The organism is Streptomyces sp. NPDC088354 (assembly GCF_044753585.1).
Classification (GTDB): domain Bacteria; phylum Actinomycetota; class Actinomycetes; order Streptomycetales; family Streptomycetaceae; genus Actinacidiphila.
The window spans coordinates 85,513-111,926 of record NZ_JBIVNJ010000021.1 but is presented as its reverse complement, the minus strand read 5'-3'; the positions used below and the strand labels follow the sequence as shown (position 1 = coordinate 111,926).

21 protein-coding genes and 1 riboswitch are annotated in these 26,414 nt (G+C 73.4%); of the genes, 11 read left to right on the top strand and 10 right to left on the bottom strand.

Features of this window, described 5'->3' with window-relative positions; translation table 11 throughout:
* Window positions 1–36: 36 nt before the first annotated feature.
* The gene (locus ACIP98_RS26915) at window positions 37–1,110 is read right to left on the bottom strand and encodes an NlpC/P60 family protein (protein WP_401978336.1); all 1,074 of its coding nucleotides are present in this window, start codon (window positions 1,108–1,110) and stop codon (window positions 37–39) included.
* A 340-nt stretch (window positions 1,111–1,450) separates the two neighbouring features.
* Between ACIP98_RS26915 and ACIP98_RS26910 the strand changes: the two genes are divergently transcribed.
* Complete coding sequence (locus ACIP98_RS26910) at window positions 1,451–1,804, top strand: hypothetical protein (protein ID WP_319658563.1); 354 nt, start codon at window positions 1,451–1,453, stop codon at window positions 1,802–1,804.
* 25 nt (window positions 1,805–1,829) lie between these two features.
* On the opposite strand, the gene ACIP98_RS26905 is transcribed toward ACIP98_RS26910, so the two are convergent.
* Window positions 1,830–2,963 (bottom strand): NlpC/P60 family protein, encoded by a 1,134-nt coding sequence (locus ACIP98_RS26905; protein WP_401978335.1) that lies wholly within the window; start codon window positions 2,961–2,963, stop codon window positions 1,830–1,832.
* A gap of 7 nt (window positions 2,964–2,970) precedes the next feature.
* Window positions 2,971–3,134: riboswitch (cyclic di-AMP (ydaO/yuaA leader) on the bottom strand.
* Between the two features lie 250 nt (window positions 3,135–3,384).
* Between ACIP98_RS26905 and pcrA the strand changes: the two genes are divergently transcribed.
* Window positions 3,385–5,820, top strand: a complete 2,436-nt coding sequence (pcrA, locus tag ACIP98_RS26900) for a DNA helicase PcrA (protein ID WP_319658565.1) — start codon at window positions 3,385–3,387, stop codon at window positions 5,818–5,820.
* A gap of 69 nt (window positions 5,821–5,889) precedes the next feature.
* On the opposite strand, the gene ACIP98_RS26895 is transcribed toward pcrA, so the two are convergent.
* Both ACIP98_RS26895 and ACIP98_RS26890 read right to left on the bottom strand, forming a co-directional pair.
* The gene (locus tag ACIP98_RS26895) at window positions 5,890–7,260 is read right to left on the bottom strand and encodes a M23 family metallopeptidase (RefSeq protein ID WP_401978334.1); all 1,371 of its coding nucleotides are present in this window, start codon (window positions 7,258–7,260) and stop codon (window positions 5,890–5,892) included.
* A 142-nt stretch (window positions 7,261–7,402) separates the two neighbouring features.
* Window positions 7,403–8,221 carry an alpha/beta fold hydrolase gene (locus tag ACIP98_RS26890; RefSeq protein WP_319658567.1) on the bottom strand — a complete coding sequence of 273 codons (819 nt, stop codon included), beginning with the start codon at window positions 8,219–8,221 and terminating at the stop codon, window positions 7,403–7,405.
* A 242-nt stretch (window positions 8,222–8,463) separates the two neighbouring features.
* Between ACIP98_RS26890 and ACIP98_RS26885 the strand changes: the two genes are divergently transcribed.
* Complete coding sequence (locus tag ACIP98_RS26885; protein ID WP_319658568.1) at window positions 8,464–8,877, top strand: cobalamin B12-binding domain-containing protein; 414 nt, start codon at window positions 8,464–8,466, stop codon at window positions 8,875–8,877.
* A 69-nt stretch (window positions 8,878–8,946) separates the two neighbouring features.
* Here the strand turns inward: ACIP98_RS26885 and ACIP98_RS26880 are convergent, their stop codons facing one another.
* Window positions 8,947–10,494 carry a DUF5691 domain-containing protein gene (locus tag ACIP98_RS26880; protein WP_401978333.1) on the bottom strand — a complete coding sequence of 516 codons (1,548 nt, stop codon included), beginning with the start codon at window positions 10,492–10,494 and terminating at the stop codon, window positions 8,947–8,949.
* 61 nt (window positions 10,495–10,555) lie between these two features.
* On the bottom strand, window positions 10,556–11,914 hold the full coding sequence (locus tag ACIP98_RS26875; RefSeq protein ID WP_401978332.1) for an SWIM zinc finger family protein: 1,359 nt from the start codon (window positions 11,912–11,914) through the stop codon (window positions 10,556–10,558).
* 165 nt (window positions 11,915–12,079) lie between these two features.
* Here ACIP98_RS26875 and ACIP98_RS26870 point away from each other — a divergent pair, with 165 nt between their 5' ends.
* The 5 genes from ACIP98_RS26870 (at window position 12,080) to sucD (ending at window position 19,020) form a co-directional block, all read left to right on the top strand.
* Window positions 12,080–13,168: an AAA family ATPase gene (locus ACIP98_RS26870; protein ID WP_401978330.1), complete on the top strand. Its 1,089-nt coding sequence runs from the start codon at window positions 12,080–12,082 to the stop codon at window positions 13,166–13,168.
* Window positions 13,126–15,483 carry a DUF5682 family protein gene (locus ACIP98_RS26865; RefSeq protein WP_401978358.1) on the top strand — a complete coding sequence of 786 codons (2,358 nt, stop codon included), beginning with the start codon at window positions 13,126–13,128 and terminating at the stop codon, window positions 15,481–15,483. The genes ACIP98_RS26870 and ACIP98_RS26865 overlap by 43 nt, the downstream gene beginning before the upstream one ends.
* Window positions 15,480–16,667 carry a VWA domain-containing protein gene (locus tag ACIP98_RS26860; RefSeq protein ID WP_319658573.1) on the top strand — a complete coding sequence of 396 codons (1,188 nt, stop codon included), beginning with the start codon at window positions 15,480–15,482 and terminating at the stop codon, window positions 16,665–16,667. The genes ACIP98_RS26865 and ACIP98_RS26860 overlap by 4 nt, the downstream gene beginning before the upstream one ends.
* 273 nt (window positions 16,668–16,940) lie before the next feature.
* Complete coding sequence (gene sucC / locus ACIP98_RS26855; protein ID WP_319658574.1) at window positions 16,941–18,116, top strand: ADP-forming succinate--CoA ligase subunit beta; 1,176 nt, start codon at window positions 16,941–16,943, stop codon at window positions 18,114–18,116.
* 19 nt (window positions 18,117–18,135) lie between these two features.
* A complete protein-coding gene (sucD, locus tag ACIP98_RS26850) occupies window positions 18,136–19,020 on the top strand; it encodes a succinate--CoA ligase subunit alpha (protein WP_319658575.1) in 885 nt (294 codons plus the stop codon).
* Window positions 19,021–19,104: 84 nt separating this feature from the next.
* Here sucD and ACIP98_RS26845 read toward each other — a convergent pair whose 3' ends face one another.
* Complete coding sequence (locus ACIP98_RS26845; RefSeq protein ID WP_401978329.1) at window positions 19,105–20,166, bottom strand: hypothetical protein; 1,062 nt, start codon at window positions 20,164–20,166, stop codon at window positions 19,105–19,107.
* Window positions 20,167–20,278: 112 nt separating this feature from the next.
* On the opposite strand from ACIP98_RS26845, the gene ACIP98_RS26840 reads away from it, so the two are divergent.
* Window positions 20,279–21,694: a DUF6350 family protein gene (locus tag ACIP98_RS26840; protein WP_401978327.1), complete on the top strand. Its 1,416-nt coding sequence runs from the start codon at window positions 20,279–20,281 to the stop codon at window positions 21,692–21,694.
* Between the two features lie 85 nt (window positions 21,695–21,779).
* Here ACIP98_RS26840 and ACIP98_RS26835 read toward each other — a convergent pair whose 3' ends face one another.
* A complete protein-coding gene (locus tag ACIP98_RS26835; RefSeq protein WP_319658578.1) occupies window positions 21,780–22,493 on the bottom strand; it encodes a hypothetical protein in 714 nt (237 codons plus the stop codon).
* Window positions 22,494–22,715: 222 nt separating this feature from the next.
* Here ACIP98_RS26835 and purN point away from each other — a divergent pair, with 222 nt between their 5' ends.
* Together purN and purH are read left to right on the top strand one after the other, a co-directional pair.
* A complete protein-coding gene (gene purN, locus ACIP98_RS26830; protein WP_319658813.1) occupies window positions 22,716–23,321 on the top strand; it encodes a phosphoribosylglycinamide formyltransferase in 606 nt (201 codons plus the stop codon).
* Window positions 23,318–24,871, top strand: a complete 1,554-nt coding sequence (gene purH / locus ACIP98_RS26825; protein WP_401978326.1) for a bifunctional phosphoribosylaminoimidazolecarboxamide formyltransferase/IMP cyclohydrolase — start codon at window positions 23,318–23,320, stop codon at window positions 24,869–24,871. Before purN ends, purH begins: the two co-directional genes overlap by 4 nt.
* Before the next feature lie 85 nt (window positions 24,872–24,956).
* On the opposite strand, the gene ACIP98_RS26820 is transcribed toward purH, so the two are convergent.
* Window positions 24,957–25,550, bottom strand: a complete 594-nt coding sequence (locus ACIP98_RS26820) for a hypothetical protein (RefSeq protein WP_319658580.1) — start codon at window positions 25,548–25,550, stop codon at window positions 24,957–24,959.
* A gap of 70 nt (window positions 25,551–25,620) precedes the next feature.
* The gene (locus ACIP98_RS26815; protein ID WP_401978324.1) at window positions 25,621–26,331 is read right to left on the bottom strand and encodes an RDD family protein; all 711 of its coding nucleotides are present in this window, start codon (window positions 26,329–26,331) and stop codon (window positions 25,621–25,623) included.
* Window positions 26,332–26,414: the final 83 nt, after the last annotated feature.

The following is a 26,414-nucleotide window of genomic DNA, read 5'->3' as shown; positions in this document are numbered from 1 at the left end:
GATCGGGCGGGGATCGGGCGGGGATCGGACGAGGGCTCACGCGGGCCGGGTGGCTCCCGCGAAGGGCATCTGGTCGACGGGGGCGATCTTCACCACGTCGCCGGTGCGCGGGGCGTGGATCATCATGCCGTTGCCGATGTACAGCCCGACGTGGCTGATCCCCGAGTAGAAGAAGACCAGGTCGCCGGGCTCCAGTTCGGAGCGGGAGATCCGGTTGCCGGCGTTGATCTGGGTGTACGTCGTGCGCGGCAGCTCCACCCCGGCGGACCGCCAGGCGGCCTGCGTGAAGCCCGAGCAGTCGTACGACGACGGGCCGGTGGCGCCCCAGACATAGGGCAGGCCGAGGGAGTCGTACGCGAAGGAGACGGCGCGCGCGGCGCGGGCGTTGGGGGCCACCGCGGGCGCCAGCGCCGACCGTGAGCCCGCGGCGACCGCGCGGCCGGCCCGGTACCCGGAGCGGGTCGCGCCCTGGCCGCCGTCCGCCAGGACGGCGGCGCGCTGGCCCGCCGTGAGCCCGTCCAGCAGGCGCTGCGCGGCGGCCAGGCGCTCCTGCACCGTGCGCTTGTGGCGGGCCAGTTCGGCGCGGGACCGGCGCAGCTCGCCGAGCTCGGTCCCGGCCTCCGTGCGCAACTGCTCGATCTCGCGCCGCTGGGAGCCGAGAGCGTGCAGCGCGGCGTTCTGACGGCTGCTCATGCGGTCCAGCAGCCCGGCCCGTTCGAGGTACTGGTCGGGCGAGGAGGCCAGGGCGAGCTGCATCGCGGGATCCACACCGCCGCTGCGGTACTGGGCGGTGGCGATCGACCCGAGTCCGTCGCGGGTGCGGTTGAGGCGCTCGGTCCTGCGGGCGAGTTCGTCCTGCAGGTCGTCGATCCGGTGCTGGACCGTGCCGGCCTTCTCCTTCGCCCCGTTGTACCGCTCGGTGGCCTCCTCGGCCTCCTGGTAGAGCCGGTCGACGCGGGCCTTGGCCTCGGAGGCGGTCAGCCGGGGTTCGGCGTGCCCGGTCTCACCGAACATCGTCACCGAGGCCGCTCCCGCGATGGCGAGGGTGGCGGCCGTGCGCGCGGTGGAGCCGGTGAGGGTGCGCTCCTTGGGCTTTCTGTGCGACGCCACGCGCCGTCACTCCTTCCGAGCTGCCGGACTTGCTGCCCGCGGTCCGGCGGCGGACGGACGGGGAGCCGCGCCGCCGCCGGACCTTCGGCGGGGGTGGCCGATGCCGACGACGAGTCCCGCCGGCAGTGGGGATCGGCCACCTGGGGCAGGACGCTAAACCTGTGCGTCGCCGGAGGGCGGTGGAGTGTGCGGGACTGGTCCGATTCGGCCGCTACCTGATCCCCGATGACCGCTGTTCGACGGGTGACCTGGTCACTCGCGGTCCGGCCGTGACCGATGTACCGGAAGAGGCCCACCTCGGTGCCGAGTGCTGATACGGGCGTGGCTAGGGTCCTGAGCCGTGGACGTACTCATCAACCTCGTCGTCGGCCTGCACATCATCGGCATCGCCGCCCTGCTCGGCGGCTTCCTCACCCAGATGAAGGCGGTGGGCCGCGGCGAGGCGCGCTTCGTGCCGGGCATGCTGCACGGGGCGCTCACCATGCTGGTCACCGGGGCGCTGCTGGTCGGCCTCGACCAGGCCGACGACCAGCCGGTGAACACACTCAAGATCGGCGTGAAGCTGGCCTTCCTGGTGGTCGTCCTCGGCCTGGTCTACGTCAAGCGCGACGACGAGAAGGTGTCGGCGGCGGCCTTCGGCACCGTGGGTGCGCTGACCACCGCCAACATCTTCATCGCGGTGCTCTGGACCTGAGTCCCTCAGCGGGGAGGCGGGGGACTCAGGCCATCCGGGCGTAGCCGTAGATCGGCATCTCGGTGATCGGGGCGATCTTCACCACGGTGCCCGTGTGGGGCGCGTGGATCATCTGCCCGCCGCCGATGTAGAGGCCGACGTGGGTCACGTCCGAGTAGAAGAAGACAAGGTCGCCGGGTTGCAGCTGGTCCGCGGTGACGCGGGTGCCGAAGTCGACCTGGTCGTAGGTGGTGCGGGGGATGGAGACGCCCGCGGCGGCCCAGGCGCCCTGGGTCAGGCCGGAGCAGTCGAAGGAGTTGGGGCCGGTGGCCCCGTACACGTAGGGCTTGCCGATCTGGGCGCGGGCGAAGTCGATCGCCTTCTCGGCCTTGGCGGCGTAGCTGCCCGACGCCGTCGAGGTCGTGGTCGAACCGCCCCCCGCGACCGAGGTGCCCCCGGCCGCCTTCCGCGCCGCCTCCTCCTTGGCGGCGATGGCACGGGCCTTGTCGGCGGCCTCCTGCTCGCGCTTCTTCTCCAGGGCGGCCAGCCGCGCCTTCTCCTGGGCGGTCAGCGTGTTGAGCAGTCGCTGTGCGGCGGCCAGCTTCTCCTTGACCGCCCTCTTCTCCGTGGCCAGCCGCGTCTGCGCCTCGGTGAGCTTCTGCAGGCTCTGGACGGCCTCCGTGCGCTTCTGCGTGGTCGCCTCCTGCTGCGTGCGGAAGGCCTCCATCGCGTACTCCTGGCGCTCGGACAGGCGGTCCATCAGGTGCGCCTGGTCCAGGAACTGCTGCGGGTCCGAGGTGAGCAGGAAGGTCGTGGTGCCGTCCAGGCCGCCGCCGCGGTACTGGGCGGAGGCGTACTCGCCGATCGTGCGGCGGGCGTCGTTGAGGGTCTGCGTCTTGCGGGCCACCTGGTCGAGCAGCCGGTCGGCCTGCGTCCGCTGCCTGTCGGTCTGCTCCTTGGCGCCGTTGTAGCGCTCCGTGGCCGCCTCGGCCTGGTGGTACAGGGCGTCCACCTTGGCCTTGACCTCGGTGATGGAGGGCTTGTCGGGGGAGGCGGGTGCCGCGCTGGCGCTCTCACCGAGGAGGGTGACGGTCGCCAGAGCGGCGGTCGTGAGCCCCACGGCCGTGCGCGGGCCGGGGACGGTGAGCATGCGGGGGCGCGGCTTGCGGTGCGTCGCCAAGTCGGACGGCTCCTTCCGTGGACCGCCTACCGGGTTAGCTGTCGGGTTCGGGCTTCGGAAGGCCGCCCTACGGTCGTCCGGGCACACGCGCGGTGCGCCCGTACGGACCGATTCACCCCAAAGTGGTGGGTCCCCGGCTCCGGCGGTCGCCGGACTCAGCGGAGGCGGCCGTGACGGCTCGGTCGCCGCCGTTCGGTGCGGACCGCCTGAGGGGGCACGCTAGTCAACTGGGGTGGCTCCTGGGAAGGCTGGTGTTCGAATTGTCCGCAATCATTTCGTGACCTTTACGCATCCGGGCCGTTGCCCGCCCCTCCGGTGGTAATGCGGCGGCCCCCCGGCAGGCGCCACCACCCCTCCCGCGTCCGCGGGCTCCCGGAAGCGGCGCACCGGTGTCGGTCCCACCGCCTAGACTCGGGAGGCGATGAGCAGCCTCTTTGACGACAGCTTCCTGGCCGGCTTCGAACCGAGGGAGGAGCACCCGCCGCCGCCCCCCGAGGAGGAGGCCGAGGCGGTTCCGCACGACCTCTTCGAGGGGCGCTTCGACGCGCCCGCGGACCGGGACGCGTACTACCGGGACGGCGCGCCGCGCCCCGCCGTCGACCCCGCCGCACTGCTGGAGGGACTCAACGAGCAGCAGCGCGCAGCCGTCGAGCACACCGGCTCCCCGCTGCTCATCGTCGCGGGCGCAGGCTCCGGCAAGACCCGGGTGCTCACCCACCGCATCGCCCACCTGCTGGGCGCCCGCAAGGTGCACCCCGGCCAGATCCTGGCGATCACCTTCACCAACAAGGCCGCCGGCGAGATGAAGGAGCGCGTCGAGCAACTCGTCGGTCCGCGCGCCAATGTGATGTGGGTCTCCACCTTCCACAGCGCCTGCGTCCGCATCCTGCGCCGGGAGTCCAAGAAGCTCGGCTTCACCTCCAGCTTCTCCATCTACGACGCGGCCGACTCCAAGCGCCTGATGGCGCTGGTCTGCCGCGACCTGGACCTGGACCCCAAGCAGTTCCCGCCGAAGTCCTTCAGTGCCAAGGTCTCCAACCTCAAGAACGAGCTCATCGACGAGGAGACCTTCGCCGACCAGGCGGAGAACCCCTTCGAGAAGAAGCTCGCCGAGGCCTACGCGATGTACCAGTCGCGGCTGCGCGAGGCCAACGCGCTCGACTTCGACGACATCATCATGACCACGGTCAACCTGCTCCAGGTCTTCCCGGACGTCGCCGAGCACTACCGGCGCCGCTTCCGCCACGTCTTGGTCGACGAGTACCAGGACACCAACCACGCCCAGTACACCCTGGTGCGCGAACTGGTCGGGACCGGGGAGGCGGAGGAGGGCGGCGAGGGGCCGGCCGAGCTGTGCGTGGTCGGTGACGCCGACCAGAGCATCTACGCCTTCCGCGGCGCCACCATCCGCAACATCCTCCAGTTCGAGGAGGACTACCCCCAGGCGCGCACGATCCTGCTGGAGCAGAACTACCGCTCCACCCAGAACATCCTGACCGCCGCCAACGCGGTCATCGAGCGCAACGCATCCCGCCGCCCCAAGAACCTGTGGACGGAGGCCGGCCAGGGCCCGGTCATCACCGGCTACGTCGCCGACCAGGAGCACGACGAGGCGCAGTTCATCGCCGACGAGATCGACCGGCTCACCGACGCGGGCGACGCGCGGCCCGGCGAGGTCGCGGTCTTCTACCGCACCAACGCGCAGTCCCGTGTCTTCGAAGAGGTCTTCATCCGCGTCGGCCTGCCCTACAAGGTCGTCGGCGGAGTCCGCTTCTACGAGCGCAAGGAGGTCCGGGACGTCCTGGCCTATCTGCGCGTGCTCGCCAACCCCGAGGACACCGTCCCGCTGCGCCGCATCCTCAACGTCCCCAAGCGCGGCATCGGCGAGCGCGCCGAGGCGATGATCGACGCCCTGGCCTCGCGCGAGCGGATCTCCTTCCCCGCGGCGCTGCGCCGGGTCGACGAGGCCTTCGGCATGGCCGCCCGCTCGGTCAACGCCGTCAAGCGCTTCAACGAGCTGCTGGAGGAGCTGCGCACGGTCGTCGACTCCGGCGCCGGCCCCGCCACCGTCCTGGAGGCGGTGCTGGAGCGCACGGGCTACCTGGCCGAGCTCCAGGCATCCACCGACCCGCAGGACGAGACCCGCGTCGAGAACCTCCAGGAACTCGCGGCGGTGGCCCTGGAGTTCGAGCAGGAGCGCACCGAGGAGGAACCCGGCACGCTCGCCGAGTTCCTGGAGCGCGTCGCTCTCGTCGCGGACTCCGACCAGATCCCGGACGACGAGGAGGGGGGCGGCGTCATAACGCTGATGACCCTCCACACCGCCAAGGGCCTGGAGTTCCCGGTGGTCTTCCTGACCGGCATGGAGGACGGGGTCTTCCCGCACATGCGCGCGCTCGGCCAGACCAAGGAGCTGGAGGAGGAGCGCCGGCTCGCCTACGTCGGCATCACGCGGGCGCGGCAGCGGCTGTACGTGACGCGGGCGAGCATGCGCAGCGCGTGGGGCCAGCCGTCGTACAACCCGCCCTCGCGCTTCCTGGAGGAGATCCCGGAATCGCTCATCGAGTGGCGGCGCACGGGGTCCTCCCCGGCACCGTCCGCCTCGGTGTCAGCGGCGGCCTCGATGCTGTCGCGGTCCTCGTCCAAGGGCGGCCCGTCCGGCTTCGCCACCCGGCGCACCCAGGACCGGCCGGTCATCGCGCTGACGGTGGGGGACCGGGTCAACCACGACACGTTCGGGCTGGGCACGGTCGTCTCGGTCGACGGCAGCGGTGAGAAGGCCAAGGCCACCATCGACTTCGGCGACGAGCGGCCGAAGGTGCTGCTGCTGCGCTACGCCCCGGTGGAGAAGCTCTAGCGGGCCGGGATGCCGGTGCGGCTTCCGGCGAGGGAGCCGCACGGCGTCCGGGGTCTTGCGGGAGGGGGCTCAGCGCGGGTCGAGGCCGTGCTTGAGCAGCCACGGCAGCGGGTCGATCGCCGAGCCGCCCGCGGGGCGCACCTCGAAGTGCAGGTGCGGTCCGGTGGAGTTGCCGGAATTGCCGGAATAGGCGATGACCTCACCGGCCTTGACGCTGCCCCAGCGGATCTTGGTGCTGCTCAGATGGCAGTACCAGGTCTCCGTGCCGTCCGGCGCGGTCACTATCGCCATGTTGCCGTAGGCGCTGTTCCACTGCGTGCGGACGGTGCCGTCGGTCGCGGCCATCACGGGGGTGCCGTAACTGACCGGGAAGTCGATGCCCGTGTGGACCGACATCCAGTTGACGCCCGCCTGGCCGAAGTACGCGCTCAGACCGTGCTCGGTCACCGGGAGCAGGAACTTGGGGCGCAGCGCCTCCTTGCGGGCCGCCTCCTGCGCCTTCTTCTTCCGCTCCGCGGCCTGGCGCTCCTTGATGTCCAGCCGCTCCTGGGTGCGGCTGGCACGGGAGGCGAAGTCGTCGACGTCCCGGTTCACCCCGGCCAGCTGCTGGTCGAGCTTGGTGGTGGGGGTCTTGGCACCGACGATGCCGTCCGCCTGCGTCGTGCTGGTGTCGCCCTCTTCGGTGGTGACGGTCACGGCGGCGGCGCAGGCCGCGACACCCATGACGGCGACGGAGGGAACGGCGACGGTCAGCAGCGCCGAGCGGCGGGCCGGGCGGCGCCGGCGGCTGCCGGCGGCGCGGGGGCGCGGGAGGACGGGTGCGCTGTCCGGGTCCGCGTCGTACCCGGCGTCGTCGGCGTCGTGCGCGGAGTCGTACTCCTCCGGCTCGGCGCCGTGCGGGCCATCGCCGTGGAGGTCATCGCGGTGGAGGTCGTGGCCCGCGGCGTCGTGCCCGTCGAACGCGTAGGCGTCCTCGCCGTCGGCCCAGTCCTCGATGCCGGTCCCGTGGGGACCGGCCTCCGGCTCGCGGGCGTGGGGCACGTACGCCCGGGCCTCGTGCGGGAGGGTTTCGTGGGTGGGCGGCTCGTGCGGGAGCGCCGGCTCCGGCTCCTGGTACTCGTACACCGGGGCGTGCTCGTATGCCGGGTAGTCGTACGTCTCGGCCGCGGGCTGTGCGTACCAGGTGCCCGTGGCCGCCGCGGCGGGGTCGCCGTAACCGGCGGTGGGGTCCTGGGGCTGCCAGTAGCCGGTCGCGGTGGTGTCCCACGAGCCGGTGGCCTGGGTGCCGGTGTCGTACGCGGGGTAACCCTGGCACGTGCCGAACAGCGGGTCGTCATCCGTCTGGACAGCGCCTGCGGACGGGTACGAGGCGCTGGAATAGCCCTCGTGCCCGTAGGCGTTGTACTCAGGGGCATACCCCGACGGGTGACGGTCGTTCACCGCTTCTCTTTCGCCTCGGCAGCAGGAGAATTAGCGGCGACTGTATCCCCCTGCGGCCGACGGCGACAATCTTCGGCGGGATTCCGGCAAGGACGATGCCTTGTGTTCGATGGCGTTTCGATGCTTATGGGGCACAGGTCCGTCAGGCGGCGTCGACGGCGCCGGACGCCCGTTCCTCCCCGAGCAGTGCCTGCCGGATGCCGGCCGCGATGGCCGCGTGCACCGGCATCGTCAGATGCCCGACGCCCGCGACGTGCACATTGCGGGCGATGAGGTCAGGGTGGTCCAGGCGGGCCGCCTCGACCGGACTCATCATCTCGTCCCAGTCGCTCCAGAACGCCACGAAACGGGTACGGCAGCCGGGCGCGGGTTCGGCCAGTTCCTCTATCAGGTCGGAGTTGGGCCGCATCTGCCGGACGATGGGATGCGGGTTCAGCAGGGGCGCGGCACGAGTGCCGGAGTGCGGGGTGCCGAGGGTGATCACGGTGCGCACCCGGCTGTCCCCACCCAGTCGCTGCGTGTAGTAACGCGCGATGAGCCCGCCGAGGCTGTGGCCCACGATGTCCACCCGGCTGTGCCCCGTCTGCTCGCAGATCTGCTCCACGTGACGGCCGAGCAACGCCGCGGCCGTGCGGATGTCGCAGGTCAGGGGGGAGTAGTTGACCGCCTGTACATGCGGCCAGCCGTGCCGCCGCAGGGACCGGCGCAGCATCGCGAACACCGAACGGTTGTCCACGAAGCCGTGCAGCAGCAGTACCGGAGGGTGACTGCGGCCCGCGGTGGGGATGCGGGTCGGTTCCTCCGTCTCGCCGACCGGGGGCTCCGGCCCGCGCTCCTGGAAGATGCCGGTCGGGTACAGGAAAACGTGACCGGTCAGGATGGCGATCTCGATCGCCGCGGCTCGTACGTAGGCCGCCTGACGCACCAGGCGGTCTCCGACACCGAAAGACAGGACGCCCATGGCCTACCTCCCGTGCGGCACACGGAGACGGCTCTGTCCCCCGTGCGCCGAGAACGCGAAAGCCCGCGTCGCCTGCTCAACCGATGACGACCACGGGCCGAACGCGTTTCTAACGTGAACGTGTCCCAATAGGTAATTTCCCCCTCCGGGGCCTTCGCGAAACTGTCCGGTCGGGGGATGCTGGCGATAACGTTCGTTCACAGAAGTGCCCGCTGAGCGCAGTAATCGTGTTGGAGGCAGTGATGGGAGTGTCCGGTCCGATCCGGGTCGTGGTGGCCAAGCCGGGGCTCGACGGCCACGACCGCGGGGCCAAGGTCATCGCCCGCGCGCTGCGCGACGCCGGTATGGAGGTCATCTACACCGGCCTGCACCAGACGCCCGAACAGATCGTCGACACCGCGATCCAGGAGGACGCCGACGCGATCGGGCTGTCCATCCTGTCCGGCGCTCACATGACGCTCTTCGCCAAGGTGCTGGAGCTGCTCAAGGAGCGCGACGCGAGCGACATCAAGGTCTTCGGCGGCGGCATCATCCCCGAGGACGACATGGCCCCGCTGCGGGAACTGGGCGTCGCCGCGATCTTCACCCCCGGTGCGACGACGACCGAGGTCGTGGACTGGGTCAACGCGAACATCCGGCAGCCCGCCGGCGCCTGATCGCGGCCCGTGGCCCGGCCCGGCCCGGACCGGGCCACGGGAGTCGCCCGAGAGGTGGGATCCAGCGGCTCAGGCCAGTTCCTCACTCATCGCGGCGCGCAGCCGCAGGGTGCCCACCAGGCGCTGGAAGGCCTCGGCCCAGTAGGCGCCCGCGCCCGGTGAGGTGTCGGCCGATTCGGCGGGCACCGCGGTGAGCGGGGTCGCGCGGTCCGCCTCCGCGGGGTCCAGGCAGCGCTCGGCGAGGCCCATGACCCCGCTGAAGCTCCACGGGTAGCTGCCGGCGTCGCGGGCGATGTCCAGTGCGTCCACCACCGCCCGTCCCAGGGGCTCCGTCCAGGGAACGGCGCACACCGCGAGCATCTGGAACGCCTCCGACAGGCCGTGCGAGGCGATGAAGCGCGCCACCCATTCGGACCTCTCGCCGGCCGGGAGCACCGCCAGCAGCTTCGCCGGGTCGCCCACCGGGGCGACCGCCGTCGCCGCGGTCGGTATCGGCCCGAGCAGCGCCCGGGCCCAGGCGGTGTCGCGCTGGCGGACCGCCGCCCGGCACCAGGCCGCGTGCAGGTCGCCCTGCCATTCGTCGGCGACCGGCAGCGCGATGATCTCCTGCGGCGTGCGGCCGCCGAACCGTTCCGGCCATGTCCCGAGCGGTGCGGCGTCCACGACCTGGCCGAACCACCACGACCGCTCGCCCCGGCCGGCCGGGGGTATCGCCACCACGCCGTCGCGCTCCATCGCCGCGTCGCACTCGTACGGAGCCTCCACCACGATCCGGCTCTCCCCGGCGTCCCAGGCGACGCAGGTCCGGGCCCTGGCCGCCATCCGGCCGGCCAGCGCGGAGCCGGGCAGGGCGGAGAGCAGTTCGGCGGCGGTGGCCCGCACATTGCGGCTGCGGTCGGCGAGCGCCTGTTCCAGGAAGGGCTCGTCCGCGGCCGACAGCCCCTCGCGCAGGGAGTCCAGGAACATCAGGCGGTCCTCGGCGCGCTCACCGCTCCACCCGGAACGCAGCAGTTCCAGCGCGCCCCGGGGGTCGCGGGACCGCAGGTGCGTCAGCAGTGCCACGCGCTCGGCGAACAGGCCCTCCTCCCACAGCTGCCGCACCTCGGGGCCGTCCGCCGCGTCCCCGGCGGGCGGTGCGGCACCGGAGGCGCCCGCCCGCAGCGCGAAACGCCAGTCCGTGTTCAGCTCCGCCAGCCAGAGTCCGCGCGGGCCCGCCAGGGCGAGCGCGTCCGGTCTCAGGTCGGTGCGGGCGCGGGCGGCGTCCAGCAGGGCCGGCAGCAGCTCCGGCGGGGCCGCGTAACCGCGCGCGGTGGCCTCGCCGAGCCACTGCGGCAGCAGCTCGGCGAGGTTGGGCGCCGCGCCCCGGCGACCGCCGCTCCCGCCGGACCGGTCCGCCAGCAGCAGTCCGAGCCGCCGTCGTGCGGCGGCCGGCAGGGCGGGGCGTGGATCGTGCGGGGCGGTGGCCGGCCGCTTCCCCGCGGCGGCCGGCCGCAGCCCCGCACGACGTCTCAGGACGGCGAGCGCGGCGGCGTCGAGCAGTTCGGCGGGCGTCCCGCCCTTGCGTTCGGTGCCCATCAGGGCGGTCCCGACCAGATCGGCCCAGGTCGCCGTCTCCATACGTCCCCCTTCGGTGTCGTTCGCATCCGTTTGTGGTGCGGCCGGCGGCGGCCGCGGTGCGCTACGGCGCCAGTGCGACCGCCGCCGTGCCGCCCTCGCCCCAGACCGTGTACGGCCGGAATCCGCGGTGTCCCAGCTCGCCGAAGACCGTCACGGGCCGGCCGCCCGAGACCGCCGCCAGGCGCCACAGCCCCCCGGCGCCGCTGCCGCCCCCCGCGGCCACCGGCACCGCGTCGGCCCCCTCCCCGTCGGCGAGCTGCCAGCCCGTGTCGCCCGGTACGGGCACCACCCCGGCGAGGACGGTGGGCCAGGCGTCCAGCCACGGGTCGTCCGCCAGGGCCTGCCCGTACACCGCCAGTGCCGCGCCGACCGGCAGCCCGGGCGGCACGGAGCCGGGGCCCGGCGCGGCATGTCGGGTGCCGAGCACGGCCCGCAGCGGCCGCGCACCCGGGTGGTACGCCAGCTCGGCGTCGACCCCGAGCCCGACCGGCAGGGCGAGCTCGGGGGCGCGGCCGGCCGCGCCGAAGGAGAGCAGCAGCGCGGGGCGCCCGGTGTCGCGGCCGTGCAGCCATATGCGGCGGGTGGTCAGCCGGTCGTCGGCAGCGTCGTGCTGGGCCAGCACCAGCCAGTGGTCCCGCACGGTGGGGCCGGACAGCAGCTCCGCCGAGTCCACCGTGAAACCCACCCGGCTGCGCACCGTCGCGGCCAGTGCCCCGGGAAGCCGCTCCTGCCCCAGACAGCCCCGGTTCAGCAGGTGCAGCAGCGCGGTCTCCTCCAGCAGCCGGGACGGCCAGTCGCCCCCCGAGGCGGCGACCGCGCCGAGCTCGCGTACCCGCGACGCGAGCCCCGGGGCCTGGGCGTCGACCATGCGGGCGGCGGTCTCCTCCCAGCGCCCGTAGCCCTCGCGGTCGGCGCCGGCCAGCCCTCCGAGCAGCAGGTCCGTCAGCCGCTGTTCCAGTTCGGCCGCCCCGGCCGCGACCCGGCGCTCCCGTTGCTCGGCGCGCTTGCGCGCCGCCGCGGGGTCACCACCGCCCGCCGGGGCGCTCTTGCGGTCCTCACGCGCGCGGCGCGCTTCGAGCCATTCGGTGACCCAGTCGGGCCGGCCGCCCCCGTGTGCGGCCGGCCCGACCTCGCCCCCGGACCACAGGAGCAGCAGTCCGATGGCGTGTTTGCAGGGGAACTTGCGGCTCGGGCAGCTGCACTTGGCGCCGGGCCCGGCCGTGTCCACGACCGTCTGGTACGGCTTGCTGCCGCTGCCCGCGCACAACCCCCACACCGCCGTGCCCGACGTGCCCGTGCCCGACCAGCGCGCGGCCGCCGCCAGACCCGTCCCGGCCTTCCGCGACGACGCGTCGGGCGCGAGGGCCAGGACCTGGTCGGCGGTCCACCGCTCGGGTCGCTGTTCGTCCATCCCGTCCATGCCCAAGACGGTAGGTCCGGGCACTGACAATCGGTTCTGACCTGGCGTTACATGCGGGGCGAGGGTGATTGTCAGTGGGGTCGTGCATCGTGGGAACCGCGGACGACGCAGGGGGTCTGACGGATCGTCCGCCTCATCCGACCTGCCCGGAACAGGGGGAGAACCATGTCCGCGGACACCGCACTCCGGCCGCATGCCGAAGACGCGTTCGCCGAGGAGCTCAAGGCTCTCGCGGCGGCCGACGACCGGCCGCGCCCGGCCCGCTGGAATCTGTCGCCGTGGGCGGTCGCCATGTACCTGCTGGGCGGCGAACTTCCCGACGGCACCGTCGTGACACCCAAGTACGTGGGACCGCGCCGCATCGTGGAGGTCGCGGTCAGCACCCTCGCCACGGACCGGGCCCTGCTGCTGCTCGGGGTGCCCGGCACGGCCAAGACCTGGGTCTCGGAGCATCTGGCGGCCGCCGTCAGCGGCGACTCCACCCTCCTCGTGCAGGGCACGGCCGGCACTCCGGAGGAGGCGATCCGCTACGGGTGGAACTACGCGCAGCTGCTCACCCACGGCCCGACCCGGGAGGCGCTCGTGCCCGGCCCGGTCATGCGGGCGATGGCCGAGGGCCGGATCGCCCGCGTCGAGGAACTGACCCGTATCCCCGCGGACGTGCAGGACACGCTCATCACGATCCTGTCCGAGAAGACGCTGCCGATACCGGAGCTGGGCGCCGAGACCCAGGCGGTGCGCGGCTTCAACCTCATCGCCACCGCCAACGACCGCGACCGCGGGGTCAACGACCTGTCCAGCGCGCTGCGCAGGCGTTTCAACACCGTCGTGCTGCCGCTGCCGGCGACCGCGGAGGAGGAGGTCGACATCGTCAGCCGCCGGGTCGGCCAGCTGGGCCGGTCGCTGGACCTGCCGTCCGTGCCCGCCGGAGCGGACGAGATCCGGAGGGTCGTCACCGTCTTCCGCGAGCTGCGCGGCGGGGTCACCGCCGACGGCAGGACGAAGGTGAAGTCCCCGTCGGGCACGCTCTCCACGGCCGAGGCGATCTCGGTGGTCACCAGCGGGCTCGCGCTCGCGGCCCACTTCGGCGACGGGGTGCTGCGCGCCGGCGACGTGGCGGCGGGCATCCTCGGCGCGGTGGTGCGCGACCCGGCGGCCGACCGCGTGGTGTGGCGGGAGTACCTGGAGACGGTGGTCCGCGAGCGGGAGGGCTGGAAGGACTTCTACCGCGCCTGCCGCGAGGTGACGCCGTGACGGACGGTGTGGCGCTGCTGGGGGTGCGGCACCACGGGCCGGGGTCGGCCCGCGGGGTCCGCGCGGCGCTGGAGCGTTACGCGCCGCAGATCGTGCTCGTCGAGGGACCGCCGGAGGCGGACGCGGTCGTGGGGCTGGCGGCCGAACCGGGCCTGCGGCCGCCGGTCGCGTTGCTCGCGCACGTCGTCGACGAGCCGTCCCGGGCCGGGTTCTGGCCGTTCGCCGACTTCTCGCCGGAATGGGAGGCGATCCGATGGGCGACAGCGCGGGGGGTGCCGGTCCGCTTCATCGATCTGCCGGCCGCCCATTCGCTGCTGATGCGGGACGACCGCGACGACGGGGCGGACGGGGCGGGCGGCGAGGGAGCGGCGGCGGAAGAAGGGGACGACCGGCCCGGGGACCGGGTGCGGATCGATCCGCTCGCGGTGCTCGCGGAGGCGGCCGGTCACGACGACCCCGAGCGGTGGTGGGAGGACGCCGTGGAGCACCGGGGCGGCCAGGAGCGGGCGGACGCGGCGGACGACGCGCTCGTGGCGTTCGGGGCGGTCGCCGAGGCCATGGGGGCGCTGCGCGCGGAGTACGGGGACGGGGGACATCCGCAGGACGCCGTGCGCGAGGCGCACATGCGGCTGCGGATACGCGACGCCCGCCGCGAGCACGAGCGGGTGGCGGTGGTCTGCGGCGCCTGGCACGTGCCCGCGCTCGCGGCCACGACCGGTGTGACCGCCGACCGGGCCCTGCTGAAGGGGCTGCCGAAGGCCAAGGTCGAGATCACCTGGGTGCCCTGGACCCACCGCAGGTTGTCCCGGGCCGCCGGGTACGGGGCCGGGATCGCCTCGCCCGGCTGGTACCGGCACCTGTTCACGGCACCGGACCGGCCCGTCGCGCGCTGGATGACCAAGGTCGCCGGGCTGCTCCGGGAGGAGGACCTGCCGGTCTCCTCCGCACACGTCATCGAGGCGGTGCGGCTCGCCGACACGCTCGCCGCGATGCGCGGCCGCCCGCTGGCGGGCCTCGGCGAGACCACCGACGCGATACGGGCCGTGATGTGCGACGGGTCCGATGTGCCGATGGAGCTCATCCGGGACCGCCTGGTGGTCGGGGACGTGCTGGGCGAGGTCCCCGACGGCGCTCCCGCGGTGCCGCTCGCCCGCGACCTGGCGCGCGAGCAGCGCAGGCTGCGACTGAAGCCGGAGGCGCTGGAGAGGGAGGTGGAGCTCGACCTGCGCAAGGAGACCGACGCCGGCCGCAGCCGCCTGCTGCACCGGTTGCGGCTGCTCGGCATCGGCTGGGGCGAGCCCGCCCGGTCGCGCGCCGGCACCGGCACCTTCCGCGAGACCTGGCGGCTGCGCTGGGAGCCCGAGTCGGCGGTGCGGGTCGCCGAGGCCGGGGTGTGGGGGACCACCGTGTCCTCGGCGGCCACCGCCAGGGCGGAGGACGAGGCGGTGCGGGCGGGCACGCTCGCCGAGGTCACCGGGCTCGCCGAGCGCTGTCTGCTCGCGGAGCTGCCCGACGCGCTGCCGACCGTGATGCGGGTGCTCGCCGACCGTGCCGCGCTCGACGCCGACGTCGGCCACCTCGCACAGGCGCTGCCCGCGCTGGTGCGGTCCGTCCGCTACGGCGACGTCCGGGGCACGGACGCGGCCGCGCTGCGCGAGGTCGCCGAAGGGCTGGCGCAGCGGATATGCGTCGGGCTCCCGCCGGCCTGCGCCGGGCTGGACGCCGAGGGCGCGGCCGAGATGCGCGGCCATGTCCACGGCGTGCAGGAGGCCGTGGTGCTGCTCGCCGACGAGGGGCTGCGCGCACGGTGGGCGGGGGTCCTGCGGTCCCTGGCGGTGCGCGACCGGGGTATGCCCGGGCTGCTGCGCGGCACCGCCGCCCGCCTGCTGCTGGACGACGGCCGGCTGGCGGCCGAGGAGGTGGCCCGGCTGATGGGGCTGGCCCTGTCGGCCGGGACACCGCCGCAGGAGGCGGCCGCCTGGACGGAGGGCTTCCTCGCCGGGGGCGGGATGCTGCTCGTCCACGACGCGCGGCTGCTCGCCCTGGTCGACGACTGGCTGTCGGCGGTCCCGGCCGCCGCCTTAGACGACGTCCTCCCGTTGCTGCGGCGTACGTTCGGCGAGTTCGACGCGGGCGTGCGGCGCACGGTGGGGGAGTTGGTGCGGCGCGGTCCGGCGGCGGGGTCGCCCGAGGCGGCGGACCAGGGCGTGCCGGGCTTCGCCGCCGGGCTGGACGAGGCCCGGGCGGACGCGGTGCTGCCGACCGTCCGGCTGCTGCTGGGACACGACCGACCGACAGGGGGAACGGCGACATGAACGGCGACGTCAGGACGGACGCCGGCATCGACGGCGAGGAGCGGCTGCGCCGCTGGCGGCTGGTGCTGGGCGCGGGCCCCGCCGACGGCACGGGCCACACACTCACCGGCCGCGACGCCGCCATGGACCGGACACTGGAGGCGCTGTACGGGTCCGGCCCGCGCGCCGACGGCGGGACGTCCGGGCGGGGCGGGCCCAGGTCCGCCGGGCTGGGCGGTTCCGCGCCGCAGGTCGCACGGTGGCTGGGCGACATCCGCAGCTACTTCCCGAGCAGCGTCGTGCAGGTGATGCAGCGTGACGCCATCGACCGGCTCGGTCTGTCGGCGCTGCTGCTGGAACCGGAGATGCTGGAGGCCGTCGAGGCCGATGTGCATCTGGTCGGCACGCTGCTGTCGCTCAACAAGGCGATGCCGGAGACGACGAAGGAGACCGCCCGGGCGGTGGTCCGCAAGGTCGTGGAGGACCTGGAGAAGCGCCTGGCCACCCGCACCCGCGCCACCCTGACCGGGGCGCTGGACCGCTCGGCGCGGATCGACCGCCCGCGCCACCGCGACATCGACTGGGACCGCACCATCCGCGCCAACCTGCGGCACTACCTGCCGGAGCACGGCACGATCGTCCCCGAGCGGCTGATCGGCCACGGCCGTGCCGCGCGGGCGGTGAAGAAGGACGTCGTCCTGTGCATCGACCAGTCCGGTTCCATGGCGGCCTCGGTCGTCTACGCCTCCGTCTTCGGCGCGGTCCTCGCCTCGATGCGCAGCATCGACACCAAGCTGGTCGTCTTCGACACCGCCGTGGTCGATCTCACCGAGCAGCTGGACGACCCGGTCGACGTCCTCTTCGGCACCCAGCTCGGCGGCGGCACCGACATCAACCGGGCGCTGGCCTACTGCCAGTCGCTCATCACCCGGCCGGCCGAGACCGTCGTGGTGCTCATCAGCGACCTCTACGAGGGCGGCATACGGGACGAGATGCTCAAGCGCGTCGCGGCCATGAAGGCCTCCGGCGTCCAGTTCGTGGCCCTGCTCGCGCTGTCCGACGAGGGTGCCCCCTCCTACGACCGTGAGCACGCCGCCGCCCTGGCGGCCCTCGGCGCCCCCGCGTTCGCCTGCACGCCCGACCTGTTCCCGGCGATCATGGCGGCCGCGATAGAGAAGCGGCCGTTGCCCGTGCCGCAGGGGTGAGGCCGCGAACGCGCCGCCCGTGTCACCTGGATGGAGCAATCCTCCAGTCGTCACTGGCGCGGTCTGTGACTGTTCTCACCGCTCGTCGACGACCTGGGATTTAGTCGAGCCGCCCGCGCGGCGCTAACCTGCGAGACGGACATGCCGCGTGCTCGGCCGACGTGTGCGCCCCCCGTACGACCGTACGCATGGATCGTTACGAAGACGTCAGCGACGACCGCCCCGGCACGCTCACGCCAACAACGAACCCGCGATTACCAAGGACGGACGCGCGTGGACCTGTTCGAGTACCAGGCGAGGGACCTCTTCGCCAAGCACGGTGTACCGGTGCTGGCCGGTGAAGTCATCGACACGCCTGAGGCGGCGCGCGAGGTCGCGGAGCGGCTCGGTGGCAAGGCTGTCGTCAAGGCACAGGTGAAGACCGGTGGCCGAGGCAAGGCCGGCGGCGTGAAGGTGGCGTCGGACCCCGAGGACGCGGTGGCCAAGGCCGGGCAGATCCTCGGCATGGACATCAAGGGCCACACGGTCCACAAGGTCATGCTGGCCGAGCTGGCCCCGGAGATCGCCTCCGAGTACTACGTCTCCTTCCTGCTCGACCGTGCCAACCGGACCTTCCTGGCGATGGCCTCGGTCGAGGGCGGCATGGAGATCGAGGAGGTCGCGGCGACCAAGCCCGAGGCCCTCGCGAAGATCGCCGTGGACGCCAACGAGGGCGTCACCCCGGAGAAGGCCCGCGAGATCGTCGAGGCGGCCGCGTTCCCGGCCGACGTCGCCGACCAGGTGGTCGAGATCCTGCAGACCCTGTGGAAGACCTTCATCGCCGAGGACGCGCTCCTCGTCGAGGTCAACCCGCTCGCCAAGGTCGCCGACGGCCGCGTCATCGCGCTCGACGGCAAGGTCTCCCTGGACGAGAACGCCGACTTCCGCCAGCCGGAGCACGAGGCGCTGGTGGACCACGCCTCCGCCAACCCGCTGGAGGCCGCGGCCAAGGCCAAGGGCCTGAACTATGTCAAGCTCGACGGCGAGGTCGGCATCATCGGCAACGGCGCGGGTCTCGTCATGAGCACCCTGGACGTCGTCGCCTACGCCGGCGAGGGCCACGGCAACGTCAAGCCCGCCAACTTCCTCGACATCGGCGGTGGCGCCTCCGCCGAGGTCATGGCGAACGGTCTTGAGATCATCCTCGGCGACCCGGACGTCAAGTCCGTCTTCGTCAACGTCTTCGGCGGCATCACCGCCTGCGACGCGGTCGCCAACGGCATCGTCCAGGCCCTGGAGCTGCTCAAGTCCAAGGGCGAGGAGGTCACCAAGCCGCTCGTCGTCCGTCTGGACGGCAACAACGCGGACCTGGGCCGGCAGATCCTGACCGACGCCGCCCACCCGCTGGTCGAGCAGGTCGACACCATGGACGGCGCCGCGGAGCGCGCCGCCGAGCTGGCTGCGAAGTAAGGGACAAGGTCACCACATCATGGCTATCTTCCTGACCAAGGAAAGCAAGGTCATCGTCCAGGGGATGACCGGTTCCGAGGGCACCAAGCACACCCGGCGGATGCTCGCCTCGGGCACCAACATCGTCGGTGGCGTGAACCCGCGCAAGGCCGGCACCACCGTGGACTTCGACGGCACCGAGGTGCCCGTCTTCGGCTCCGTCGCCGAGGCCATGGAGAAGACCGGTGCCGACGTCACCGTCATCTTCGTCCCGCCGAAGTTCGCCAAGGACGCGGTCGTCGAGGCCATCGACGCCGAGATCCCGCTCGCGGTCGTGATCACCGAGGGCATCGCCGTCCACGACACCGCCTCCTTCTGGGCGTACGCGGGCAGCAAGGGCAACAAGACCCGGATCATCGGCCCGAACTGCCCCGGCCTGATCACCCCCGGTCAGTCCAACGCGGGCATCATCCCGGCCGACATCAGCACCGCCGGCCGCATCGGCCTGGTGTCGAAGTCCGGCACGCTGACCTACCAGATGATGTACGAGCTCAGCGACATCGGCTTCTCCTCGGCCGTGGGCATCGGCGGTGACCCGATCATCGGCACCACCCACATCGACGCGCTGAAGGCGTTCCAGGACGACCCCGACACCGACCTGATCGTCATGATCGGCGAGATCGGCGGCGACGCCGAGGAGCGTGCCGCGGCCTTCATCGCCGAGCACGTCACCAAGCCGGTCGTCGGCTACGTCGCGGGCTTCACCGCGCCCGAGGGCAAGACCATGGGCCACGCCGGCGCCATCGTCTCCGGCTCCTCCGGCACCGCCCAGGCGAAGAAGGAGGCCCTCGAGGCCGCCGGCGTCAAGGTGGGCAAGACCCCGTCGGAGACGGCCCGCCTCGCGCGCGCCATCCTCCAGGGCTGATTTCCCGGTACGGCAGCGGGCCCCCCCCCCCCGGGGGGCGGGCCCGCTGCCGTTTCCGGAACGGCCGTCGTCCCGGGGCCGGTGTCAGGGGGAGAAGCGGATGTCGATCAGCGGCGTCGACACCGAGAAGTGATCGCTGAGCGGGCCGAAGACGAGGCCGCCCGCGGTCAGCAGGACGAGGACGATCGTGGCGGCGACCGATCCGAGGGTCTGGTGCCGCAGCCGCTCCTCACTCATCTCGCGCACCTGCTCCGCGGGGAGCTCCGGCACGCGCGGTTCGTTGAGGAGCCCGGCCAGCCCGGCGACCGCCTCCTCGCCGAGCGCGTCACGGGCCCGGATGATGCGCGCCGCCGTCGTGGGTGTGCTGGCCATGCTCTCGGCCGCCGTGCGGCGCAGGCCGAGGCCGAGGCCCTCGTGGAGCAGCACGGCGTGCCGGGCGCCGCGCGGCAGCCGCTGGAGGTCGCCGCGGGCGCGGCGCGGTGTGCGGTGCCAGGGCAGGAGCTGCTGCCAGGGGGCGAGCGCGAGCTCGAACGCCTGGGAGCGGAGCCAGCCGACGGGATCGGGGTCGGTCGCGACCTCGGGCCACCGCAGCCAGGCCCGGTCGAAGGCGCGGTGGACGGCGTACCGGGCCAGTTCCTCGTTGCCGGTGAGCACCTCGGCCTGCCGGATCAGGGCGGGGGCGGCGTGCGCGTAGAGGGTGTCGAAGGCGGCCTCGGCGGCCTCGGCAAGGCGCAGCTCCGCCTCCTCGGCGGCCGCCTCGGCCTGTTCGGCCGCGGCCCTGGTCTCTTTCGCCGCTGCTTTCGCCGCCGCCTTGACCTGTTTCGCCGTCGGCTCGGACGCCCCGACCGCCGCGTCGTCCCCGGATGCGGGCGCGCCGGAGTCCTCCGGTGTCCCGGAGAGCGGCCCGGTGGGCGGCTGGGAGGCCGGCTCGGAGGGCGCGGCGGACCGGTCCGGCTCCGCGGGTCGCGGGGCTTGCGGTGGCTCGGCCCGGGGCGCGCGCGGCGACCCCGCCGACCCGGCCGCCCCCTCTGGAGGGGCGGCCGGGGGCGGAGCCGGTGGTGCGGTCCGCGGGGTCGTCGCGGGCTGCGGGTGGGGCCGCCGCTTCTTGGCGGTCCGTGCCGTCTTCGTCAGGTGGGCTCGGGTCATGCGATCGACCACTCGGATCGTGTGAAGATGCGCATAACGCCATATTCCGCGACACGACGGACATTCGCATGCTGCGACGGTAAAAGGGGTCTTCTTGGCAGCATGGGGTGCCGTGACCGCCGCACGCGCTGTGAGCCTTGCCTTCCGCCGTGTCCGGGCTGCGCACGAGGCCCTGCGCACCGCGGAATCCGTGCCCGCCTTCACCGGCGGCGTGCTCGCCGCCGGGCTGGGACTCGGCGGCTTCGCCGTGCTGGTGCTGTTCCTCTGGATCATCTCCCCGTTCCCCGACAGCGGGCTGTACGGGGCCCTGCACATCGCCGCCGACTGCTGGCTGCTGGCGCACGGGACGGACCTGGTGCGGGTGGAGACGCTCTCCGGTGTTCCCGCGCCGGTCGGGGTCACACCGCTGCTCCTGGCGGCCTTCCCGATCTGGCTGCTGTACCGGGCCGGAGCGGACGCCGCCGCCCCCGCGTCGACCGACCGGGCGGCGGCGTCGGCCGTGGCCTGGCTGATCGGCGGGTACGTCGCGGTGGCAGCGGGCGCGGCGATCCTCACCTCGTACGGGCCGGTGCGGAGCGACGCGCTCAGCGCCGGGCTCCATGTGCCCGTGGTCGCCGCCCTTGCCGCGGCCGCGGGGGCGTGGGCCGAACGGGGGCGGCCGCACATCCCCCTTCCGGCGGCGTTCCACCGGGTGACCGACCGCGTGCCGGCGGGGGAGACCGGGCCGGTGGCCCGGTCGGCGGCGGCCGGGGTGGCGGTGCTGCTCGCGGGCGGCGCGGTGCTCACGGCGGTCGCGCTGGTCCTGCATCCCGGGGCCACGGGGGCGTCGTTCAGCCGGCTCAGCGAGGCACTGTCCGGGCGGCTGGCAGTGCTGGCCCTGTCGGTCGCGCTGATCCCGAACGCGGCGGTGTGGGGGGCGGCCTACGCCCTCGGGCCGGGGTTCTCGCTGGGCACGGAGGCGGTCGTCCGGCCCGCCGGGGCGGTCGGCGATCCCGTGCTGCCCGACTTCCCGCTGCTGGCCGCGCTGCCGCAGGCCGGGCCGGGCACGGTGGCGACCTGGCTCGCGCTGCTGGTGCCGGCCGTGGCGGGGGTGACGGTGGGGTGGTTCGCGGTCGACCGCGAGGCCGCCGCGGGCCCGGGCCGCACGGCCGCACGCGCGGCACTGGGCGGCACGGCCTGCGGCGTGGTCCTCGCTCTGCTCACGGAGCTCGCCGCGGGGCCCCTCGGCTCCGGCGCGCTCGCCGACTTCGGCCCCTCGCGCTGGCTCACCGCGGCCGCGGCCGTCGGCTGGACCGTCGTCATCGGTGCCCCCACCGCGCTCGTGGTGCGCTGGGTCCGCCGCTTCCGTGCGTCCCGTGCCGACCTCGACGAGGCGTACGACGCGTACGACGGGTACGACGACGCCGACGACGCCGACGACGCCGATGACGCCGACGACGCCGACGAGGCGGATGAGGTGGACGGGACGGAGTCCGGGACCGGCAGCGAGGACGGCCGGACGGAGACCGCGGCCCCGGACCCCGCCTGACCGCGGCGGCATCCGCGGGGACGCGAACGCCGGGTCCGCGGCGCCGGGAGCGGCGCGGACGGACCCGGCGAGGGCGGGGTGGGGCTCAGGCCTTGCGCAGCCAGACCGGAGGGGCCGGCATGTCGTGGGCGCAGGAGTCGCGGGCCGACTGGGTGAGGGCGTCCCCGACGCAGGCGTAGTAGTCGCGGTAGGCGTACTCGCTGCTGAGCAGGCCGGCCACGAGGCCGACCGCGAGGGCGCCCATGACGATGCCGCCGACGGCGGCGGGCCGCTGGGGCTTGGCGTTGGGGTCGGCCGGCGGGGGCGGCGGCTCGGCGGGGCCGTCGGCCAGCAGGGCGGCGGCCTCGGCGCGGGCCTTGGCGCGTTCCTCCGGTTTCATGCGGAGCGCGTTGACGCCCCAGTAGAGGGCGAGTCCGCCGAGCAGCAGGGCGAGGTACGTCCAGCCGAGCAGCAGGGCGAAGAACAGTCCCCACATGCCGCACAGCAAGGCGTAGCGGGCACGCCGCTGCGCCGGGTCGGTCGGGTCGAACCGCGGCCCGTCCGGGCGCCGGCCGCCGTAGCCGCCGTCCCCGCCGGGGCGGTCGCCGAGACCGCCGCCGCGGCCCGGCTGCCGGTCGCTCCACTGGCTGCCCCAACCGGGCGGCGGGGGTGGCGTGGGCCGCTGGTCGGAGTCCTGCTCGTCCGAGGGCTGCTGCGGCCTGCGCGGCTGCCACGGCTGGTCGGGAGCGTCCTCCGGCGGCGGAGCGAACGGGTTGTCCTGCTCATGGCCGCGGCCACTGCTCATGGTTGCCTGGGTCATCCCCTTGCCGTCGACTCCTCGAGTTGTCGGACGCGTCGTTACGCCGTTCTCCCCCCAGACGCTACCGTCCGGGCGCTCCCCCGTCCCGTGGGGGGCGGTCGGGTGTGCCGGTATCGTTGCTGACGGTCGACGGGCTCGTAGGGTTCCCCGGAATGCGAGGGATCTTCGAGTCGTACGATCCTCCAAAGCGCCGGACCCGAGAGTTGAGCCGCAGTGGCCGCAGTGTTTCCGCCCCTTTCCCGCCCCGCCCGACTCGTCGTGCTCGTCTCCGGTTCCGGTACGAACCTGCAGGCGCTGCTGGATGCCGGGGCGCACGTCGTCGCCGTGGGCGCGGACCGCTCCGGCATCGCGGGACTGGAGCGCGCGGAGCGGGCCGGGGTGCCGACGTTCGTGTGCCGGGTGAAGGACCACGGCGACCGCGAGGCGTGGGACGCGGCGCTGGCCGGGGCGGTCGCGGCGTACGAGCCCGACCTGGTCGTCTCGGCCGGTTTCATGAAGATCGTGGGCAAGGAGTTCCTGGCCCGGTTCGGCGGCCGTGTGGTCAACACCCATCCGGCGCTGCTGCCCAGTTTCCCGGGCGCGCACGGGGTGCGCGACGCCCTCGCGTACGGCGCGAAGGTCACCGGCTGCACCGTCCACTTCGTCGACGACGGCGTCGACACCGGCCCGATCATCGCCCAGGGCGTGGTCGAGGTCCGGGAGGACGACACGGAGGAAGCTCTCCACGAGCGCATCAAGGAAGTCGAGCGAAGGCTGCTCGTCGACGTCGTGGGGCGGTTGTCCCGCGACGGGTATCGCATTGAGGGACGAAAGGTTCTGTTGCCGTGAGTACCAAGCGGGAGATCCGGCGCGCGCTGGTCAGCGTCTACGACAAGACCGGTCTGGAGGAGCTGGCCCGCGGCCTGCACGAGGCGGGCGTCCAGCTGGTCTCCACCGGCTCGACGGCCGGGCGGATCGCCGCCGCCGGGGTGCCGGTGACGAAGGTGGAGGAGCTGACCGGTTTCCCCGAGTGCCTGGACGGCCGGGTGAAGACCCTGCACCCGAAGGTGCACGCGGGCATCCTCGCCGACCTGCGGCTGGAGGACCACCGCCGGCAGCTGGAGGAACTGGGCGTCGAGCCCTTCGACCTGGTCGTGGTCAACCTCTACCCGTTCCGTGAGACCGTCGCGTCCGGCGCCTCGGACGACGTGTGCGTCGAGCAGATCGACATCGGCGGCCCGTCGATGGTGCGCGCCGCCGCCAAGAACCACCCGTCCGTGGCGGTCGTGACCAGCCCCGAGCGGTACGCGGACGTGCTCGGCGCCGTCCGCGAGGGCGGTTTCGACCTCCCCACGCGCAAGCGCCTGGCCGCCGAGGCCTTCCAGCACACCGCCGCGTACGACGTCGCGGTCGCGAGCTGGTTCGCGGACTCCTACGCGCCGGCCGACGACAGCCCGTTCCCGGACTTCCTGGGCGCCACCTACGAGCGCAAGAACGTGCTGCGCTACGGCGAGAACCCGCACCAGGCCGCCGCCCTGTACACCGACGGCGGTCCGGGCCTCGCCAACGCCGAGCAGCTGCACGGCAAGGAGATGTCCTACAACAACTACGTCGACACCGAGGCCGCGCGCCGGGCGGCGTACGACCACGAAGAGCCCTGCGTCGCGATCATCAAGCACGCCAACCCCTGCGGCATCGCGGTGGGCGACGACGTCGCCGAGGCGCACCGCAAGGCGCACGCCTGCGACCCGCTGTCGGCGTTCGGCGGTGTCATCGCCGTCAACCGGCCGGTGAGCGCGGCCATGGCCGAGCAGGTCGCCGAGATCTTCACCGAGGTCATCGTGGCGCCGGACTTCGAGGAGGGCGCGGTCGAGGTCCTGGCCCGCAAGAAGAACATCCGCGTGCTGCGCTGCCCCGAGGCGCCCGTCGCGCAGACGGAGTTCCGCCCGGTCGAGGGCGGGCTGCTGCTGCAGGAGAAGGACCGTCTCCAGGCCACCGGAGACGACCCGGCCACCTGGACCCTGGCGACCGGAGAGCCGCTGGCCGAAGCGGAGCTGGCCGAGCTCGCCTTCGCGTGGCGGGCCTGTCGGGCCGTGAAGTCCAACGCCATCCTGCTGGCCAAGGACGGCGCGACGGTCGGCGTCGGCATGGGCCAGGTCAACCGGGTCGACTCCGCCAAACTCGCCGTCCAGCGGGCCGGCGAGGAGCGCGCGGCCGGCTCCTACGCGGCGTCCGACGCCTTCTTCCCGTTCCCCGACGGGCTGGAGGTGCTGACCGCCGCAGGGGTGAAGGCCGTGGTGCAGCCGGGCGGTTCGGTGCGCGACGAGGCCGTCGTCGAGGCGGCGCGCCAGGCGGGCGTGACCATGTACCTCACCGGGACGCGGCACTTCTTCCACTGACGCGGAACCCGTAGCCGTGCCGAAGGCCCCCGCACCAGCGGGGGCCTTCGGCACACCGCGGGCCGGGGCGGCCCGCCTCACGGCCTCAGTACTGCGGCCGCCCGAACCATGCCGCGGTCTCCGCCTTCGCGGCGAAGACGATCAGCAGGATGCTCGGCACCAGCGGTACGACGGCCAGGAACGCGCCCGTGACCAGGCTGCTCACGAGGCCGAGCGTGCTCATCGCGCCGATCACGATGGAGCCCGTGCGCGTCCCGCTGCCGCCGGTCCGGTACTTCGCCGCCACGCCGACCGCCACCAGGGCGAGCGCCAGCGCCAGCACCCCGGCGACCCACAGCAGGCCGCCGTACTTCGCGGCCAGCCCGGTGTCGTCGTCGACGTTCGCCAGCACGACGCCGACCAGCAGGACCAGCAGCCCGCTGAGGGTCCACATGCAGGCCAGCACATAGAGCATCGCGCGGGCCGTCCTCGCCGACGACGGCATCGGCTGCGGCCCGCCCGGCTGCCCGGCCCAGCCGTACGGCGGCTGGGGTTGCTGCGGCCCGCCCCAGTGCTGCTGCGGCTGCTGGGGGAAGCCGTACCAGGGCTGGGTCGGGTGCTGCTGGGGTTGGCCGTACGGCTGCCGCGGTGGCGTGGGCTGCGCGTTGTACGGATTGCCGGGGCCGGGCGGATGACTCACTTCTGATTCCTTCGCGCGGACGGGGCCTTGGGGTCGGCGTTGCTGCTGTGGCGATTGTTGTTGCCGAACGTCACCGGGGCGACTGGGTCTTGACGACCACGGAGCTGAGGATCTTGTCGGCGAAGGTCTGCTTCTTGTCGTCCCACAGCGGCCACAGGTAGCCGATGTAGCAGGCGGCGCCGTCCAGTCCGTGGCACAGCCGGCGCACGAAGGCCATGCCGAAGCCGAGCGGGCGGCCGTCGGCCTCGCGCAGCACGCTGATGCCGAGGGCCTTCTTGCCCGGCGTCTGGCCGGTCTTGCCCTCGCGGTAGCAGAGGAAGAGGCCGCCGACGAAGGACAGCAGCGCGCCGAGCCCGATCAGGGCGAGGGCGCCGCCCGGCATCTGCGGGCTGGGGCACACGTCGGTGTTGGCGGTGTCGCAGGCCTGCACCGCGTCCACGACCACGGCGACGAAGCGCCCGTACCCGATGCCGACCAGGATCATCGGGACCAGGCCCACGATCAGGAAGTCGAGCAGCGTCGCGCCGACCCGCGCCCCCCAGCTCGCGAACGGCGGCATGCCGGGCACCGGTCCGGCCGGGTAGCCGTGACCCCCGTAGCCGTACGGGCCCTGGGCCTGCTGCGGGACCGTGCCGTACGGGGGCTGCGGCTGCTGGGGGTAGCCGTAACCGGGCTGGGCCGGAGGCTGCTGCGGGTACCCGTAGGGCTGCTGCGGCTGGGGCTGCTGCGGCGGAACGGGCTGCTGGCCGTACGGGTTTGCGGGACCGGGCGGGTAGCTCACGGTGACTTCTTTCACGCTGATGTGAGTGGGGACGGCCCACATCGTCCTGGGCGGTGTCATCCGCTGTCCAGCGTCCGGGGGGA

Coding starts and splice junctions, on each gene's coding strand:
- ACIP98_RS26860 (WP_319658573.1), top strand. CDS start 15,480: ATGAACGGCGACGTCAGGACGGACGCCGGCATCGACGGCGAGGAGCGG.
- ACIP98_RS26880 (WP_401978333.1), bottom strand. CDS start 10,494: ATGGAGACGGCGACCTGGGCCGATCTGGTCGGGACCGCCCTGATGGGC.
- sucD (WP_319658575.1), top strand. CDS start 18,136: ATGGCTATCTTCCTGACCAAGGAAAGCAAGGTCATCGTCCAGGGGATG.
- ACIP98_RS26835 (WP_319658578.1), bottom strand. CDS start 22,493: ATGACCCAGGCAACCATGAGCAGTGGCCGCGGCCATGAGCAGGACAAC.
- ACIP98_RS26845 (WP_401978329.1), bottom strand. CDS start 20,166: ATGACCCGAGCCCACCTGACGAAGACGGCACGGACCGCCAAGAAGCGG.
- ACIP98_RS26870 (WP_401978330.1), top strand. CDS start 12,080: ATGTCCGCGGACACCGCACTCCGGCCGCATGCCGAAGACGCGTTCGCC.
- ACIP98_RS26875 (WP_401978332.1), bottom strand. CDS start 11,914: ATGGACGGGATGGACGAACAGCGACCCGAGCGGTGGACCGCCGACCAG.
- pcrA (WP_319658565.1), top strand. CDS start 3,385: ATGAGCAGCCTCTTTGACGACAGCTTCCTGGCCGGCTTCGAACCGAGG.
- ACIP98_RS26890 (WP_319658567.1), bottom strand. CDS start 8,221: ATGGGCGTCCTGTCTTTCGGTGTCGGAGACCGCCTGGTGCGTCAGGCG.
- ACIP98_RS26885 (WP_319658568.1), top strand. CDS start 8,464: ATGGGAGTGTCCGGTCCGATCCGGGTCGTGGTGGCCAAGCCGGGGCTC.